This window comes from Chitinophaga vietnamensis (assembly GCF_902167635.1).
GTDB lineage: Bacteria > Bacteroidota > Bacteroidia > Chitinophagales > Chitinophagaceae > Chitinophaga > Chitinophaga vietnamensis.
The window spans coordinates 1-17,531 of the sequence record NZ_CABHMS010000010.1 but is presented as its reverse complement, the minus strand read 5'-3'; the positions used below and the strand labels follow the sequence as shown (position 1 = coordinate 17,531).

General features: G+C 52.2%; 15 protein-coding genes. All 15 read right to left on the bottom strand.

Going from position 1 to position 17,531, the window contains the following annotated elements; all coding sequences use genetic code 11:
- Positions 1-39: 39 nt before the first annotated feature.
- Complete coding sequence (locus tag FPG75_RS23290; protein ID WP_143310449.1) at positions 40-1,482, bottom strand: NADH-quinone oxidoreductase subunit N; 1,443 nt, start codon at positions 1,480-1,482, stop codon at positions 40-42.
- Positions 1,483-1,485: 3 nt separating this feature from the next.
- On the bottom strand, positions 1,486-2,985 hold the full coding sequence (gene nuoM, locus FPG75_RS23285; protein WP_143310448.1) for an NADH-quinone oxidoreductase subunit M: 1,500 nt from the start codon (positions 2,983-2,985) through the stop codon (positions 1,486-1,488).
- Positions 2,986-3,013: 28 nt separating this feature from the next.
- A complete protein-coding gene (nuoL, locus tag FPG75_RS23280; protein WP_143310447.1) occupies positions 3,014-4,891 on the bottom strand; it encodes an NADH-quinone oxidoreductase subunit L in 1,878 nt (625 codons plus the stop codon).
- Positions 4,892-4,929: 38 nt separating this feature from the next.
- Entirely contained in the window at positions 4,930-5,238 is a 309-nt protein-coding gene (nuoK, locus tag FPG75_RS23275) for an NADH-quinone oxidoreductase subunit NuoK (protein WP_143310446.1), read from the bottom strand.
- Complete coding sequence (gene nuoJ / locus FPG75_RS23270) at positions 5,235-5,762, bottom strand: NADH-quinone oxidoreductase subunit J (protein ID WP_143310445.1); 528 nt, start codon at positions 5,760-5,762, stop codon at positions 5,235-5,237. Before nuoJ ends, nuoK begins: the two co-directional genes overlap by 4 nt.
- An 11-nt stretch (positions 5,763-5,773) precedes the next feature.
- Positions 5,774-6,289, bottom strand: coding sequence for an NADH-quinone oxidoreductase subunit NuoI (gene nuoI / locus FPG75_RS23265; protein WP_143310444.1), 516 nt, complete (start codon positions 6,287-6,289; stop codon positions 5,774-5,776).
- 43 nt (positions 6,290-6,332) lie between these two features.
- Positions 6,333-7,283, bottom strand: a complete 951-nt coding sequence (gene nuoH, locus FPG75_RS23260) for an NADH-quinone oxidoreductase subunit NuoH (protein ID WP_143310443.1) — start codon at positions 7,281-7,283, stop codon at positions 6,333-6,335.
- 5 nt (positions 7,284-7,288) lie between these two features.
- Positions 7,289-9,991, bottom strand: a complete 2,703-nt coding sequence (nuoG, locus tag FPG75_RS23255; protein WP_143310442.1) for an NADH-quinone oxidoreductase subunit NuoG — start codon at positions 9,989-9,991, stop codon at positions 7,289-7,291.
- Positions 9,972-11,252 carry an NADH-quinone oxidoreductase subunit NuoF gene (gene nuoF / locus FPG75_RS23250; protein WP_143310441.1) on the bottom strand — a complete coding sequence of 427 codons (1,281 nt, stop codon included), beginning with the start codon at positions 11,250-11,252 and terminating at the stop codon, positions 9,972-9,974. Before nuoF ends, nuoG begins: the two co-directional genes overlap by 20 nt.
- 50 nt (positions 11,253-11,302) lie before the next feature.
- Positions 11,303-11,767 carry an NADH-quinone oxidoreductase subunit NuoE gene (gene nuoE / locus FPG75_RS23245; RefSeq protein ID WP_143310440.1) on the bottom strand — a complete coding sequence of 155 codons (465 nt, stop codon included), beginning with the start codon at positions 11,765-11,767 and terminating at the stop codon, positions 11,303-11,305.
- Between the two features lie 41 nt (positions 11,768-11,808).
- A complete protein-coding gene (nuoC, locus tag FPG75_RS23240; RefSeq protein WP_262712072.1) occupies positions 11,809-13,566 on the bottom strand; it encodes an NADH-quinone oxidoreductase subunit C/D in 1,758 nt (585 codons plus the stop codon).
- Between the two features lie 10 nt (positions 13,567-13,576).
- The gene (locus FPG75_RS23235) at positions 13,577-14,215 is read right to left on the bottom strand and encodes an NADH-quinone oxidoreductase subunit B (protein ID WP_143310438.1); all 639 of its coding nucleotides are present in this window, start codon (positions 14,213-14,215) and stop codon (positions 13,577-13,579) included.
- A 42-nt stretch (positions 14,216-14,257) separates the two neighbouring features.
- Positions 14,258-14,686: an NADH-quinone oxidoreductase subunit A gene (locus tag FPG75_RS23230; protein ID WP_236652882.1), complete on the bottom strand. Its 429-nt coding sequence runs from the start codon at positions 14,684-14,686 to the stop codon at positions 14,258-14,260.
- A 224-nt stretch (positions 14,687-14,910) separates the two neighbouring features.
- Positions 14,911-15,354: a CBS domain-containing protein gene (locus tag FPG75_RS23225; RefSeq protein ID WP_143310437.1), complete on the bottom strand. Its 444-nt coding sequence runs from the start codon at positions 15,352-15,354 to the stop codon at positions 14,911-14,913.
- A gap of 254 nt (positions 15,355-15,608) precedes the next feature.
- Positions 15,609-17,423 (bottom strand): glycoside hydrolase family 35 protein, encoded by a 1,815-nt coding sequence (locus FPG75_RS23220; RefSeq protein WP_143310435.1) that lies wholly within the window; start codon positions 17,421-17,423, stop codon positions 15,609-15,611.
- Positions 17,424-17,531 lie beyond the last annotated feature (108 nt).

The window sequence follows — 17,531 nt, the reverse complement described above, 5'->3', positions numbered from 1 at the left end:
CATATAAAAAGGAAGGCGGCCAGTCGGCCGCCTTCCTTTTTATACTAATATCTTCATCATCTGTTGTATCAACTGCATCACCGCCGTGGGATAGACGCCCAACACTACCAGCAATACAGTTAGCAATCCTAACGTTATATTTCCAGCTACCGGTAACGAAGGCGTGATCATTGTTGGCATCTCTCCTTCGCGGGGCGCACGGAACATGGCCGCAATCAGCCGGATGTAGTAATAGAGCCCGATCACACTGTTCGCTACCAACATGAATAACAGGAACCAGAGATGCCCGTTCACTCCGGCCATCACTACATAAAATTTACCAATGAAACCCGCAGTGAGCGGGATGCCCGCCAAAGACAGCAGCATGGCTGTAAACACCGTAGCGATCCAGGGATAACGCCAGAAAAGACCCTGGTAGTCTGCAATCGTTTCCGCATCCTGGCGGCTGCTCGACATCACAATGAGCACACCGAAGGCGCCGATGCTGGTAATGAAATAAGCCACCAGGTAGAAAGCGATAGCCTCCAGACCCGTTTGCACACCGGACAGAAAAGCCACCATGATATAACCCATATGTGCAATAGAAGAATAGGCCAGCATCCGTTTGATGTTCTGCTGCGTAAGCGCCAGCCAGTTGCCCGTAAACATCGACGCTACCGCAATGATGGCCACTATCCACCAGAGCATCGGCCAGCTGCTGCCGTGTATATCCTGGTAAAAACGGATCAACACCACCAGCATGGCCCCTTTGGAGACTGTAGCAATAAATGCCGCCACCGGCAAAGGCGCGCCTTCATAGATATCCGGCGCCCACATATGAAAAGGTACGATGCCTAATTTAAACCCGATACCGATCAGCATCAATGCAAAACCGGCTATAACGGTAACGGGTAAACGACCTGCTTTGGTGATGGCGTCACCGATACCCGGAAAATCGAGATGGCCGGAAAAGGCGTATACGAGCGCCATGCCGAACAACAGGAAAGCGGACGACAGCGCCGCCAGTATCAGGTATTTGATGCCTGCCTCGTCAGAGCGTTCACGGGCGCGCAGGTAAGCAATCAGGCCATAAAGGCTGATGCTCAGCGTTTCCAGCCCCAGGAACAAAGACATGAAATGCCTGCTCACCACCAGCACCAAAGCCCCGATGGTAGCCAGTATCAGCAAAAGATAATATTCTTCCTTACGCTCTTCCCGCTCTTCAAAATAATTGAAAGACAAGAGCAGGATGATAAAACCCGCTACCAGTATCAACCCGGAATTGAAAAGGGAGAACTCGTCGATCACCAGCAATGGCGGTATCTGGTGCGGCAGGTAGCGGATAGCAGGAAACACCGATAACAAGGCCATTACAAACGCCAGCACCGTAAAGAAATATACCAGGCGGTGGTTACGCCAGGCGGCCACCAGCAGCATCGCTATCACCGCCGCTGCGCATAGCGTGATCAATGGGCCAAGACTGATGAAATCTGCAAACGACATATGCTAAGGATTAAGAGATCTGAAAGAAAAGGATGCCGCTGTAATGCCCGGCGGCACGGGATTCCGGGACATCTTCAATACCGCTTGCGGATATACGCCCAGCCAGAGTATGACCAGTATCAGGGATACCAGGATCAGCAGCTCGCGGCGGCTCAGGTCGGGCAAAGCATACTGCCGCTCATTATGCCCGAAAAATACTTTCTGCATGATGCGCAGCGAATAGGCGGTGGCCACCACCAGCCCTGTCGTTGCCAGCACCGTGAGCCAGTGGCTTGCCTGCCAGCTGCCCAGCAGTATCAGGAATTCCGCAATGAAATTGCCAAGGCCCGGCAAGCCGAGAGAGGCCATCACAAAGATCATGGTGGCCGTGCCCATCACTGGCATGATCTGCCAGAGGCCACCCATCCTTTGCAGGTTACGGGTATGCAAACGTTCGTACAAAGCGCCGGAGATCATAAAGAGCGCGCCCGTGCTCACGCCATGTGCAATCATTTGCATGATCACACCCTGGTAGGCGATCTCATTGAAGGCAAAAGCCCCTAATAGTACGAAGCCCATATGGCTCACGCTTGTGTAGGCCACAAGGCGCTTGAGATCTGTTTGCGCATAGGCCAGCATACCGCCATAGAGGATGCCCAGCACGCCCAGCAGCATGGCCCAGGGCGCAAATGCAGCGGCGGCATTGGGAAACAAAGGCAACACAAAACGCAGGATGCCATAGGCCCCGGTTTTCAGCAACAGCCCCGCCAGTATCACGCTGCCGGCAGTGGGCGCCTCCGTATGCGCATCCGGCAGCCAGGTATGAAATGGTACGGCAGGTAATTTTACGAGGAAGGCAATGAGGAAGCCCAGCATCAGCCAATGCGCCACAGCGGCCGACATGGGCGTTTGCAGCAGCTCATTGTAATCAAACGTATATACGTTGGTGTTAGCCCCGTGCACAAAATACAAGCCCAGTATAGCCAACAACATCAGCAAGCCGCCCGCCTGCGTAAAGATGAAAAACTTGTTGGCCGCATATTCACGATGCTCATGCCCCCAGATACCGATCAGGAAATACATCGGTATCAACATCATCTCCCAGAAAAAATAAAAAAGAAAAAGATCGAGCGTCAGGAATACCCCGGTGATACCGGCCAATACAAACAAGAGGTTGAAATGATAGAATCCAATGCGGGTGCGTATTTCACGCCAGGAGATCAGCACGCTCAATGCCCCCAGGAAGAAGGTGAGCACCAGCATTAACAAACTGAGTCCGTCCAGTGCAAGATGCAGGCTGATGCCAAAATGCGGCACCCAGCCGGCGCGGTATTCATACCACCAGACACCCTGTTGCAGGGCGTTCAAACCACTATGCCCCATCCATATCCCCAGCACGATACCAAAGTTCACCAACAGGCTGCAAAGCGATATCCAGCGGCATAGCGCCGGATTGACACGCGCCGCGGCCCAGGACAGCAGCGCCCCGGCCAGCAGTATCAGGATGAGTGTTAGCAGTATCATAAAATACGTTTATCCGTTAACGTTAGTATTATTCGTATAGCCGCCATATCAGTACTGACAGGATCGTGACGGCTCCCAGCACCACGCCCATCACATACCAGCGCAGCAGGCCGCTTTGCGTACGTGCGAGAGCGTTATGGCATCTCTCCATCAGCCAGGCCAGGCCTGTGTAGAGCTTATCCACCAGGTCGCGGCGATTCATGCGCGACAAACGCACAAAGGGCCGCACTAACAGCATATCATATACGAAATCGAAATCCCATCCCCTGGCCCAACAGCCGCGCAGCCAGGCAATAGCGGGCATCTCCAGGAAATCGGACATGCCTTGCGGCCGCCGGATCACCCAGGCATAAGCCAAACCGATACCGCTGAGCGCGAGCAGTGCAGACAACACCTGCGAAGTCCACTCCATACCCGCCGACTCATGCAGCATTTGCACCGGCGGCAATACCGGCTGTAACCATTGACTGAATAAAGCAAGATGCCCCATGGTATGCGGCAACTCGATAAAACCGGCTACGGTAGATAATACCGCCAATATGTACAGAGGTATCATCATGGCCGGGCCAGGAATATGATGCACCTGCGTTTTTGCTTCTCCATAAAACACCAGGAAGAACATGCGGAAGGTGTACATGCCTGTGAGCAGCGCGCCCAGCAAGGCGGCCAGCCAATAGCCGGTATGCCCGCCTGCGGCCGACCACGACAACCAGATGATCTGGTCTTTACTATAAAAGCCGGCTGTTACCAAGGGGATCGCCGTCAGCGAGGCAGCGCCGATGAGAAATACCCAGTATACCGCGGGCAACAGCTTCTTCAATCCTCCCATCTTAAACATGTTCTGTTCATGATGCAAAGCCACGATTACGCCGCCCGCAGCCATGAACAACAGGGCTTTAAAAAAGGCATGCGTAACGAAGTGAAAGATAGCGGCCGACCATGCCCCTACTCCCAATGCGAGGAACATATATCCTATCTGGCTGATGGTGGAATAAGCCAGTACCCTTTTGATATCGGTTTGCACCAGTGCGCTGAAACCCGCCAGCAGCAAGGTGATAGCGCCTATCACCGCGGTAGCGGTTTGCGCCAGCGGTGATAATTCAAATACAGTATGCATGCGGGCAACCAGGTACACGCCAGCCGTCACCATGGTGGCAGCATGTATCAATGCGCTCACCGGCGTGGGACCTGCCATCGCATCGGGCAACCATGTTTGCAGCGGCAGTTGCGCTGATTTACCAACAGCGCCGCCCAGCAGCAATAATGCGATCAGTGTAACAGTAGCATCGCCGGAAGTCCATAGCTGTCCGGCCTTTCCGAGGATCGTTGGAATGTCCAGCACACCGGTATGTTGAAACAGCAGGAACAACGCGATAGCCATCGCCGTATCGCCGATGCGGGTAACAATGAAGGCCTTCCTGGCAGCATAGCCATTGGCCGGATCCTTATACCAGAAGCCGATCAGCAGGTAACTGCAAAGCCCCACGCCTTCCCAGCCAAAATATAATAAGAGTAAATTATCTGCCATCACCAGCATCAACATAGCGCCCACAAAGAGGTTCATGCAAGCGAAGAAGCGGCCGTAGTCCGGATCTCCTTTCATATAACCGGTGGAATATACATGTATGAGCAAGCCTACGCCGGTGATCACCAGTACAAAAATGCTGGACAACGCATCCATGCGCAGATCGATGCCGGCGCTGAAAGTGCCTGCCTGTAGCCAGTTCCAGGCATGCTGCACTTGCTGGCCGCCCTGTGTGGCGACGATCAGGAACGCGATCAGGGCGGCCATACCAATACTGCCACAGCCAATAACGGAAACGGCTATACACCCGAAACGCTTCCATCCCAGCATCAGGAGAAGCGCACCCAGGAAGGGAAAGGCCGGTATCAAGAGCGCAGACATAAATATTTTGGAATTTATTGATTGACGGATGTATTGATTTAGCCTCTCATGCGACTGGCTTCATCGCTGTCGAGTGTTTTGAGTTGATGATAAAGCTGTAGTATCAGTGCCAGTCCTACCGAAACTTCTGCCGCTGCCATCGCCAGGATGAACATGAACATCACCTGCCCGTCAGCGCTGCCCCAGCGCGAGGAGGCCACGATGAAGGCCAGTCCGGCCGCATTGAGCATGATTTCTACCGATAGCAGCATAAAGATCAGGTTGCGGCGGATGAGCATACTGAGCAGGCCCAGTACGAACAGAATGCCCGCCAGCAGCAGGCCCGCGTTAGTTGGATGCATATTCATGATGCACTGTTTTCAAGAAAACGATGTAATGTTTTTGCTTTCTTCCTGCCGAGATGATAAGCCCCTACAATGCCTGCCATCAACAACATGCCCGTGAGCTCCACCGCCAGCAGGTAAGGACCAAACAAGGCCATGCCCACGGCTTTCGGCGGCACTACCTCTATGCCCGCCGCCGCATGATGCGGCGCCAATACCAGGTACACCAGCTCGCCCAACAATACGGCGCATAGCGCCGCGGGGATCACCCAGATGCGCGGCTTGAGCCATAGCCGCTCTTCTCTGTCGGCCTCGGAACCCAGGTTCAGCATCATCACAAAAAAGATGATGAGCACCATGATCGCTCCTGCGTAGATGATCACCTCCAACGCCGCCATGAAAGGCGCACCATAGAGATAAAGGATCACCGCTACCGACAACAGGGATACCACGAGATACAGCAAGGCGTGCATCAGGTTGTAACGCGTAATCACCATGATGGTCGATAACACCGCAATGGCCGCAGCGATATAGAATGCAGTTTCCATGAGCTATCTTTTTAAGGCAGCAGGCTTTTGATATCTACCGGCGGCAGCTCATCCTGGGCATCTCCCTTATCTTTATTCTTGATCGCCAATCCTGCCACTTTGTAATAGTTATAACCAGGATATTTTCCCTGGCTCTGTATCAACAGGTCTTCTTTCTCGTACACCAGGTTCTGACGGTTGTATTCTGCCATTTCAAAATCCGGCAACAGCTGTATAGCGTAGGTAGGACAAGCCTCTTCGCAGAATCCGCAAAAGATGCAGCGGGAGAAATTGATGCGGAAAAATTCCGGGTATCTTCTTCCAAATTCATCTTCCGTTGCTTGCAGGGAGATACAATCCACGGGGCAAGCGGCAGCGCAGAGGTAGCATCCTACACAACGCTCCTCCCCGTCCGGATCACGTGTGAGCGCAATGCGGCCACGCCAGCGGGCCGGCAGCGGCGCGTGTTCTTCCGGATACTGATATGTTTCCCGTTTGTGAAACATATGCAGGAATGTTAACCACATGCTTCTGATCAGGCTGAACATGATATGAGGATTTAAGAATTTACGGATTTTTGGATTTACGGATTTAATGATTGAGCCAGAGCGCGATGCCCGCCGTTACCAGCAAATTGGCCAGCGACAAGGGGAAGAGCACTTTCCACCCGTATTCCATCAGCTGATCATAACGCGGCCGCGGCATGGAAGCGCGCAACAGGATGAACAGCATAATGAACGCAAACGTTTTCAATACAAACCAGATCACCGGCGGCAAAAATGCAGGTCCCAGCCATCCGCCGAAGTATAAGGTAACGACCATAGAAGATATCAGGGTGATGCCAAGATATTCACCGATGAAGAACATGCCGAACTTCATACCGGAGTACTCCGAGTGGAAACCCGCTACCAGCTCGCTTTCCGCCTCGGGGATATCAAAAGGTAAACGGTGTGTTTCAGCAATGCCTGCAATCAGGAATATCAGAAAACCGATGAACTGCGGAATGATGAACCATATCTTCCGCTGTGCTTCTACAATCTCTCTCAGGTTGAAAGAACCGGTGAGCACCACCACGCCCATCAATGCCAGTCCCATGAACACTTCATAGCTGATCATCTGCGAAGCCCCGCGCATGGCGCCCAACAGCGCATACTTGTTATTGGAAGCCCAGCCGCCCAGCACCACGCTATACACACCAATAGACGACATCGCCAGGAAAAAGAGCAAACCGATATTGAAATCTGCCACCACAACATTTGGTCCAAAAGGTACCACAGCAAAGCTCATCAGCACACTGGCCACTACTACGGCAGGAGCAAATACAAATACAACCTTATCTGCAAATGGCGGGATCCAGTCTTCCTTGAAGAATAACTTGATCGTATCCGCCAGCACCACCAGCAACCCGAAGGGGCCGGCGCGGTTAGGGCCGTAGCGGTCCTGCCAGAGGGCCAGCATCCTGCGTTCCAGCCATATCAGGCCGGCTGCTGTATTGAGCAGCACGAAAAGAACGCCTCCTATGATCCACCAGTAGTTTGTCATGGTACTTATATTTTAATGAGCTGCGGCACTTCCGCTACCTGCATCTGCGGCAGGCCTACGGGTATGCCCGCAGCGCCGCGTTGCAGCGTATCGTTGATCACCACCGGCAGCGCGTATTGGTGTCCTTTATCCATAAAATACAGGAGATGCCCGGCCGCCACCTGGAAACGTTTGGCATCTTCGCTGTGCAACATGATATACGGCGCCGGTATGCGCTCGGCCACGCCCGGTGTGTGCACACTCAGCTCTTCCGAGCCATAGATGTGGTACAGCGGTACCAGCAACAGATGACCAGCCAATGGAATAAAAGGCTGCGGCACCTCGCGGAAATACGGCGTATGCCCGTTACCGTTAGCAGGCAGCGGTTCCAGCAAACGTTTGCCACTGTCGCCATCGTGCAGCTGCCCGCCGATCTCCTGTTGAAATTTGTTGACCGACTGCACCGAGTTCCACCCGGGCCACCAGAAGAAGGGGATCATGGAAGATGGGGGCTCTCCCCTGTAACCCTCCATGGTAAAGGAAAGCGCGGTATCGGTATCTTCCGGCGGCTTCGGTTCGCTAACGTTCACATTGGCGAGCATCGCAGTGCGGCCGCTGTAACGGTGCGGCTCACGCGGTATCTTTTGTCCGGCCATACGGAAATCCGCATGCGGCGTCAATGACTCGATGCCGGCAAATATGCGGTGGCTGCGCACAATGGCGGCCACTACTTCATCCAGTGATTGTATATTTTTCAAGGGATCATGACCATTGAAAGCGGCGATCTCCAACAGCCAGCGCCAGCTTTCTTTGATCTGTCCTGATGGCGCGTACACCTGCAAGAAGCGCTGGGCGCGGCCTTCGTTGTTCACAAGCGTTCCGTCGGATTCTGCGAAAGTGCCTGCAGGCAATATGATATGAGCTTTTTCGGCAGTGGCATTGAAGAGATGATCCAGCATGATCACATTTTTACAACGGTCGAGGAATTGGCTGGCCATGTGTTGATCGAGCCGGCGATAGAGATCATTTTCCAGGATGATGACCGTATCGGCAGTATCGTTCATCACATTTGCCACTGCGGAATCCAGTCGATGGCCGCCAAGCATTTCCAGTCCCATGCTGTTGCATTCAGGCACTGTAAACGACAGCATCGCATCAATGCCGGCATGTTTCAGCGCCCAGGCAACGTTGGCGGCAGCTTTCACCACTGCCGTGCTGCCGCTGCCGTAGCCAGCGATGATTAAAGGATTTTTAGCCTGCCGCAAGGCTTTCGCAATCGTTTCCGCCACTTCAGTGCCTTTTTCCGACATGCCGCTTACAGTGGGCAGATGATCATTAATAAGGTGACTAACGGCGAAGCCTATACGTGCAATATTATCAGGCGCAGTATGCCAGGCAGCGGCAGCCAGTTCATCCAGTTTTGTTTCCAGCACATTGAGGATGAACAGCGGCCCTTTCGCTTCCTGTGCGGCTTCGCGCACAGCGGCATCCTGCCATTGCGGCACATGTGTTTGTTTCATGGCTGCTTCCACGGGTATACGGCGCACCGCCTGCCGTACCTGCAATGCCAGCATCGGCGCGGTGTTGGTAATGTCTTCTCCCAATATCAACACCGCATCTGCATTGGCAGCCTCATACATCGAGGCGGCACGCACCGGTCCCTGCTTCAATATCTTCATCATCAGCGATACCATATCATGATCGCTGTCGGATACGCCGAGATAAAAATGGTCGGCGCCCACCAACTGCCTCAGCAGGAAATTAGATTCCAGCGATGCCCTTGGAGAGCCGATGCCTATTACCTTTCCGGCCTGCATACGGTTGCGTATATGCTGCATCACGGAAAGGCCATTGGCCTCATGGCCGGGCGCATGGCGCACCAGCGCTTCTTTGATGCGGTTACTGCTGTTCACAAACTCATAGCCGTAGCGGCCACGGTCGCAAAGAAAATAACCATTCACAGCATGATTGTAGCGGTTAGTGATCTGCCGCAGGGTGCCGTAACGCTCTCCTGCGGAGATGTTGCAACCAAGGCCGCAGCCCTGGCAGATAGAAGGGGCATAGGTCATGTCCCATTTGCGGGTGTAATGTTGCTTCAATGTTTTATCGGTGAAAACGCCCGTGGGGCATACTTCTGCGAGGTTGCCGCTAAATTCGCTTTCCAGTGTACCTTCCTGCTGACGACCAAAGTACACATGATTATGGGCGGCAAAAACATCCAGGTCTTTGCCGCCGGCGAAATCTTTGTAAAAACGCACACAGCGATAGCACTGTATGCAACGGTTCATCTCATGATTCAGGAAAGGTCCGAGATATTGGTTGTTGTAAGTTCGTTTGGTAAAATGATAATCGCGGTAAGAGTGGCCGGTCATCACGGTCATATCCTGTAAATGGCAAGAGCCTCCTTCATCGCAAACGGCACAGTCGTGCGGGTGATTGGTCATCAGCCACCCGATCACATGTTCCCGGAAATTTTTCGCCTCACTATCGTTCACGGATATACGTAGCTGGTCTTTCACCGGCTCCATACAGGCCATGATGATCTTGCCTTTCTGGTCTTCCGCATCTTTGAAAACCTTGATGGCGCACTGCCGGCAGGCGCCAACAGAGCCCAGCGCCGGGTGCCAGCAGAAGTAAGGCAGGTCGAGGCCAAGCGATAAACATGCTTCGAGCAGGTTCTTGCCCTCCTTCACTTCGTATGCTTTGTTGTCAATGTGTATGATGGGCATAAGGGCATTTTTTTTCGTTGATATGTTGTTCAAAATCTTCCCGGAAATATTTCAGCGCACTTTGCAAAGGCTCCATGGCGCCGGGCGCGAGGGCGCAAAAGGTATTGCCGGGGCCCAGCAGCTGCGTATGCTGTTCCAGCAGTTGCAGGTCCTGCATGGTGCCCTGGCCCTGTTCCATGGCATAGAGTATTTTCTCTGTCCATGGCAGGCCTTCGCGGCAAGGTGTGCAGAAGCCGCACGACTCCTGCGCAAAAAAATGTTCCAGGTTATGTACAAAGCCTACCGGGCAGGTGTGATCGTCGAGCACCACCATGGTGCCGGTTCCCAGCCTGCTGCCGGCGGCGGCTACGCCATTGAAATCCATTTTTACATCGAGGTGCGCATCGGTGAGGAAGTCGGTGGAAGCGCCGCCAGGCAAGGCTCCGCGGAAACGGTAACCATTCTTCATACCACCGGCATGTTCTTCCAGCAGCTCGCGCATGGTAATGCCCATCGGCAGTTCCCAGGCGCCGGGCTTGTTTACCTTGCCGCTCACGCCATAAATTTTAGTGCCGCCATCGCTGCTCTGACTGAGCGATTTAAACCAGTCGGCGCCATTGTTCATGATATGGGGCAGATAAGAAAGCGTTTCTACATTATTGACGATCGTAGGCTTGCCGAACAAACCGCTCACCTGCGGAAACGGCGGCTTGGCGCGGGGTGTGGCGCGCTTTCCTTCCAGTGAATTAAGCAGCGCTGTTTCTTCTCCGCACATGTAACGGCCTACGCCGGTATGCAATTGCATTTCCAGGGAGAAGTCCTTACCGCATATTTTTTTGCCGAGATACCCGGCAGCATAAGCATCAGCGATGGCTTGCCGCATCAGCACAGCGGCGGATTTATAGGCCCAGCGCAGGAATACGAATGCGTCCGTGGCTTGTATGGCATAAGCCGCGATGATCATGCCTTCCAGCAGCTGATGCGGATTACCTTCCAGCAGCCAGCGATCTTTGAAAGTGCCGGGCTCCATCTCATCGGCATTGGCGATGAGATATTTAGGTCCAGGCACATCCATCGGCACAAAGCTCCATTTCATACCGGTGCTGAAACCCGCGCCGCCACGGCCTCTGAGGTTAGCCTCTTTTACAAGCGCGGTCACCTCTTGCGGCGTCATCGTCTGCAACACCTTGCGCAGTGCGGAATAACCGCCCACAGCTTCATACTGCCGGAGGTCCAGCGCAGCGCCCGAAAGCGGGATATGTTGTGTGAGCGGCTTTTCCATTGTCGGATTTTTTGATGTACGGATTTATTTATTTTATTGGTGTATTGTTGTTACGGGTATTTAGTTAATATGTTTTTCAGATCATTGTCGTTGATATCATTATAGAGATCATTGTCGATCATCAGGGCGGGCGCATGATCACAACAGCCGAGGCAGGCATTGGGCAGTAAGGTGAAACGCTCGTCTGGCGTGGTTTGCCCGTAGCTGATCTGCAATTGTTCCATCAATGATTGTTTGATCGTATTATATCCCATCACCCAGCAACTGATACTGTCGCACAGCAGGATCACATGCCTGCCTACCGGCCGCCGGAAGATGAGGTTGTAGAAAGTGGCTACACTGTCTACCTCTGCGGCGCTCATATCCAACAATGCGGCGATATCGTCTACATGTTCATCAGATACCCAGCGACGTTCTGCCTGCACGATCTTCAGCGCTTCTATGCAGGCCGCTTTTTTTACCGGCACATGCAGTAGCTCTTCCTGTATCTTTTCTATTTCGTGAGATGATAGCATAATTGATATTTACATATTTGAGGATGTGAGAATTTGAGGATTTATCTGTCAATATCAGCCAATACATAATCCATTCCGCCGAGGATGGAGAGCAAGTCAGCAACGGTATAACCGCGACTGATATACGGTATCATCTGCATATGCGGGAACGAGGGCGTGCGCACGCGTACACGATATGCCGATGTATTGCCGTCGCTGATGAGATGATAGCCATTCCATCCTTTGGTGGCTTCTACGCAGCTCATGGCTTCGCCGGCGGGGATCACAGGCCCCCAGCTGACATTGAGGAAGTGATGAATAAGCGTTTCAATATCCTGCATGGTGTGCTGCTTCACCGGCGGGGTAGCAAGCGGGTGGCGCGATTTGAAATCGCCGGGCGGCATGAACTCCAGGCATTGCTGCACGATGCGGAGGCTTTGCCGCATTTCTTCCACCCGCACTACCGCACGGTCGTAGCAATCGCCATTTGCTGCAACCGGGACCTCGAAAGCAAAATTTTCATAACCGCCGTAGGGCCTTTTCTTGCGCAGATCCCATTCAAGGCCACAGGCGCGGAGTCCGGGGCCGGTAACGCCCCACTCTATCGCCTCTTCGAGCGTATAGATACCGATGCCTTTGGTGCGTGTCTTGAAGAGGGTATTCTTCATTACCATGTTATCGTATTCTCGCAGTTTACGCGGGAAATAATGGATGAAGTTGCGCACCAGCTGCTCCCATCCCTGCGGCAGGTCCTGCGCTACGCCGCCGATACGGAACCAGTTGGGATGCATGCGCCCGCCGCAGATAGCTTCGATGATCTCGAAGATCTTTTCACGGTCGGTGAACATGTAAAATACTGGTGACAGCTGACCGAGGTCTTGTGCAAAGGTGCCATACCAAACGAGGTGACTGGCGATGCGGAACAGCTCACAGAGCATAACACGGATGATCTGTGCACGCAGCGGCACGTCAATACCGCCGAGGCGTTCTACTGCCAGGAGGTAAGCGAGGTTATTGTTCACGCCGCCGAGATAATCAATGCGATCTGTATAAGGGATGTAGGTGTGCCAGGATTGCCGCTCGCCCATCTTTTCAGCGCCGCGGTGGTGGAAGCCGATATCGGGCACAGCGTCTACAATATCTTCTCCGTCGAGCTGGAGGATGATGCGCAATACGCCGTGGGTTCCCGGGTGTTGCGGTCCGATGTTGAGGAACATGAAATCGGTATCGTCGCTATGCCGTTTCAGGCCCCATTCTTCGGGGTTAAATTGCAGGGCGCCCTGTTCCCTGTCTACTTTTTCGTTGAAGAGCTTGAAGGGCCCCATTTCCGTTGCCCGGGCAGGATGCTCTTTGCGGAGCGGATGTCCTTCCCAGGTAACGGGCATGAGTATACGTTTTAACAGGGGGTGACCATTGAACCGGATGCCGAACATATCATATACTTCACGTTCATACCAGTTGGCCGCAGGCCATACGTGGGTGATGCTGTCTATCGACGGATATTCGCCATGGAGGCCGGCTTTGAGGCGGATAAATTCATTGCGGTCAAAAGAAAAGAGGGTATATACAACGGTGAAATCAAAAGGTTTGTGTCCGTTCTGCGCTCTTTTATACGCACGCTCATCGATGGCCGTGAGGTCATAGAGCATGCGATAAGGCATTATAACGCTGGATTTCAGGAATTGCAATACCGTCACTGTTTTTTCTGCGGGCATGGCCAGGGTGGAGATGCCATCACGTGTGTCCTGCGTGGTAAAGGTGTTTTCACCGAAACGCGCTGTTAATATGTCCAGAATGGGTTTGATAGTAGTAGTATTTATAGGTGATGCGTTAAATTTCGTCGGGTGTTTTGAATTGTGTCATCTGCTGCCGTTTTTCGCGGAGCTGTTCTTTCATGGAGATTTTTTCCGGCTTCACTACGCCTTGTTCGCCGATGATCCAGCTGAGCGGCCGTTTCTCTTTACCTACGCTGTCGCGCAGCATCACGAGCCCCTGCATGAAAGCGTCGGGCCTTGGCGGGCATCCGGGCACATACACATCTACCGGTAAAAATTTATCTACGCCCTGTACTACGCTGTAGATGTCATACATACCGCCGGAATTGGCGCAGGAGCCCATGGAGATGACCCACCGCGGTTCCATCATCTGTTCGTACAGGCGCTGAATGATAGGCGCCATTTTGATGAATACGGTACCGGCGATGATCATTACATCGGCTTCGCGGGGTGTGCCGCGTATCACTTCAGCGCCGAAGCGGGCGAGGTCGTATTTGGGCGTCATGGCGGTGGCCATTTCTACGAAACAACAGGAGAGGCCGAAATGGAATGGCCACATGGAGTTCTGCCTTCCCCAGGCGAGGAGTTTTTCAACAGAGGTGAGCATCACGCTCTGTTGTATCACCTCTTCCATGGAAGTATTGCCGGCGGTTTTGCCGGTAGCATCGTTTGCCTGTGTCATCCACCATTTCATGGCTGTTGATTTTAATAAAGAAAAAATCAACCCTGGCTGATGTTACATTGCTGCTGCTTGTTGTGCCTGAATGTCCGGATAGTTGTGACTTGCTGCGGGTGTGTTGGAAATGCTGCTCTTTCTGAGTTTTCTGTAGGCGCGGAGAATTTTTTTGCCGTCCGGGCCAAAATCCAGTGCGCCATTGCGCCATTCGTAAATGAGTACGGCCAAAAGGATGAGGATAAATACAGATACGCCGATAAAGCCGGTCCAGCCTACTTCTTTGTAAGCGATAGCCCAGGAGATGATCATAACTGTTTCGATATCGAAAATAACGAACAGCATAGCGATGAGATAGAACTGGGAGGGAAATCTTAAACGTGCCGATCCTGTAGATACAATACCTGACTCATAAGCTTCTCCGGTGGCGCGGTCTTTATGCCGCTGCCCCAGTGAATATGACAGGGCCAGGATGATACAGACAAGTATCAAAACAATACCACCATACACCAAAAATGGCCAAACGGGAATGGAATTAGAAACAGTGCTTTCCACAATGTCCGCCCTCCGAGCGATAAAATTGTAAAGACCGTTAAATGTAATGTTGTAACTGCTGACTAGGATTTCATAACATGAAAGGTCCGTGCTAACGGCAAAGGCTATATGAATTGAAATTACGAAGATCCTGATGAAAAAACAAAAACACTTTTGCACCATCAGGTGTGCGTACCATTGATATAGCATTCCAGGCTGGTAATAATATAGCGCTGGTCATCGATGATGTATTTCACCACATCCCCGATGGAGATCATACCAATGAGCCGGTCTTGCTCATCCACTACCGGCAGGTGACGGATACGCTTGTCAGTCATCTTTGCCATACAATCTTCAATGGAATCTTCTTCAGTAACAGTGATAGGTCTTTCGGTCATAATTTCGCTGATAAGCGTTTCTTTGGATGCCCTGCCTTTCAGAATAACGCGGCGTGCGTAATCTCTTTCTGAAAATATCCCAAGGAATCTTTCGTTCTCATCCACAACTGTCAATGCGCCCACATTACAATCAACGAGCATTTGCAGGGCTTCAAAGACAGTATTGTCAGGATGAACAGAATAAACTGCATGACCCTTGGCCTGCAGGATGTTGCGTACTTTTCCCATGGCAAGCCTTGTTTAAGAAGTTAAGAAATGAAAAACCAATATTTCTAAGTTAGGCTTTTTACGCGGTAAAAGCAAGGCAGTGGAAAATTAAATAGATAGCGTAGAATGTACACAAAGGGATTTTCGAATTTATTGATTTTCGGATTTATTGATTTAATTGAAGCGAAGGCGAACAATATTGTCATCTTCGCTTCAATTAAATCAATAAATCCCAAAATCAATAAATCCAAAAATCCTGGTAATCCTTTCAATCCTTATAATCCTGAGCTAAGCCCCTTCACATCCGCTGCATTCTCTTGCAGAAGGTCGAAAACGATGATCTCGTTCTCGCCTTTCTTCAGCCAGGGAGCAGGGCAATAAAGGCTGCGCTGGGGGCCGATCTCCCAATAGCGGCCGAGGTTATGGCCATTCACCCATACGATGCCTTTTTTGAAGGCGGACATGTCAATGTAGGTGTCGCCGGTATTGCTGAGTTGGAAAGAGGCTTTGAAGAACTGGCCTTTTTTGGCAGGGTGGCCGGAAGATAACGTTAACGACTGTACGAATTTTTCCTGCATGGGCAGGCTATATACGTCCCAGTTCATGAGCGTCATGCCGTTCAGTACTACACGGTCGGTGATGCCTTTCCGGTCGATCAGGGCTTCGGCGAAGTTGATACGGCCCATGCCTTCCACCAGTATTTCCAGTACCGGATCTTTCACGTCAGTTTTGGGCAGATTGATAGATTGCTCTCCCAGCCTGCGGTCCAGGCTGCCGATGAACTGGCCGTTCAGGAAAACGGTGGCGTAATCGTGCAGGTCCCTGATCACCAGCTTGCCGCTCTTATGACCGATCAAAGTTGTTTTGTACAGCATGAAACCATAGTCCTGGCCATAAGCCTCGAAGGGCTTGGGTTGCGGCGAACGCACCGGCGCTGGCAGGTGATCCCATACAGACGTGAACGGCTTTAACGTAAAGCCCGGTATGCTGATAGTTGGAACAGGCGCAGGTACGGGCGGCAGTTGCTTACCCTTGGGCAGGTATGAACCAATAAGCTGACGCAAAGCCTGGTACTTTGGCGTGGCATTGCCTTGCTCGTTGATCGGCGCATCATAGTCGTAGCTGGTAACATCCGGCTCATAGCCTTTACCGCCGGAATTAGCGCCGGCCGTGTAGCCGAAGTTGGTACCGCCATGCACAACGTAAAGGTTGAAAGAACGTTTGGTATCCATCAGGAACTTCACTTCTTTGGAGATACCATCGATGCCGGGCCGCTGCCATGGCTCGCCCCAATGGGTTAACCAACCGGGATACGACTCGCTACTGAAGGCGGGTACATCCGGATTCTGTTTTTTTGCTGCGGCAAAATCTTCTTCCGATCCGCCGGAATCCAGTCCTATGGCCGCTCCCGGCACACCGCCTGCTTCCAGCATGTAAGCCGTAGCGCCATCAGCAGTGTAGAACGGAATGTTGATGCCATTCTTCACCCAGAGGTCTTTCAGTGTATAGAGATATTGTTTATCGTTGCCATAGCTGCCATACTCATTTTCTATCTGCATCATCACCACCGGGCCGCCATTGGTCACCAGCAAGGGTTTAACTTCTGCGGCGAGGTGCTGCACATAACGTTCTACTGCCTCCATGTAATGCGGATCAAGGCAACGCACTTTGATATCAGGCGTTTGCAGCAGGTAAGGCGGTAAACCGCCAAACTCCCATTCTGCGCATACATAGGGGCCCGGGCGCAACAGCACCCACATGCCCTCTTCTTGCGCGATCTTTATAAATTCTGCGATATTGTGATTACCGGTAGAGAAATCAAATTGCCCCTTCGTGGTTTCATGATAATTCCAGAAAACATAAGCGGCAATCGTATTACAGCCCATTGCTTTCGCCATCTTTATACGATGACGCCAGTATTCATGCGGAATGCGCGCGGGATGCATCTCTCCGCTGATCATCTGGAAGGGCTTACCATCCAGCAAAAATTCCGTCTTGCTTAATGCAAATGTATGCTTGCCTTGCGCGTACGCTGCCTGGCCCATCCAGCAGGACAAGGCCAGCATACTGCCTAGTATAACTTTCTTCATTGTTCAAAATATAGTTGCGGATAAGTGTACAAAATACATCTTTTCATTTAATTATTCATTTGATTTATTTTAATTGCATAAAGGCCCCCGCGGTACCGCGGGGGCCTT

Coding starts and splice junctions, on each gene's coding strand:
- FPG75_RS23290 (WP_143310449.1), bottom strand. CDS start 1,482: ATGTCGTTTGCAGATTTCATCAGTCTTGGCCCATTGATCACGCTATGC.
- nuoM (WP_143310448.1), bottom strand. CDS start 2,985: ATGATACTGCTAACACTCATCCTGATACTGCTGGCCGGGGCGCTGCTG.
- nuoL (WP_143310447.1), bottom strand. CDS start 4,891: ATGTCTGCGCTCTTGATACCGGCCTTTCCCTTCCTGGGTGCGCTTCTC.
- nuoK (WP_143310446.1), bottom strand. CDS start 5,238: ATGAATATGCATCCAACTAACGCGGGCCTGCTGCTGGCGGGCATTCTG.
- nuoJ (WP_143310445.1), bottom strand. CDS start 5,762: ATGGAAACTGCATTCTATATCGCTGCGGCCATTGCGGTGTTATCGACC.
- nuoI (WP_143310444.1), bottom strand. CDS start 6,289: ATGTTCAGCCTGATCAGAAGCATGTGGTTAACATTCCTGCATATGTTT.
- nuoH (WP_143310443.1), bottom strand. CDS start 7,283: ATGACAAACTACTGGTGGATCATAGGAGGCGTTCTTTTCGTGCTGCTC.
- nuoG (WP_143310442.1), bottom strand. CDS start 9,991: ATGCCCATCATACACATTGACAACAAAGCATACGAAGTGAAGGAGGGC.
- nuoF (WP_143310441.1), bottom strand. CDS start 11,252: ATGGAAAAGCCGCTCACACAACATATCCCGCTTTCGGGCGCTGCGCTG.
- nuoE (WP_143310440.1), bottom strand. CDS start 11,767: ATGCTATCATCTCACGAAATAGAAAAGATACAGGAAGAGCTACTGCAT.
- FPG75_RS23235 (WP_143310438.1), bottom strand. CDS start 14,215: ATGAAATGGTGGATGACACAGGCAAACGATGCTACCGGCAAAACCGCC.
- FPG75_RS23225 (WP_143310437.1), bottom strand. CDS start 15,354: ATGGGAAAAGTACGCAACATCCTGCAGGCCAAGGGTCATGCAGTTTAT.
- FPG75_RS23220 (WP_143310435.1), bottom strand. CDS start 17,423: ATGAAGAAAGTTATACTAGGCAGTATGCTGGCCTTGTCCTGCTGGATG.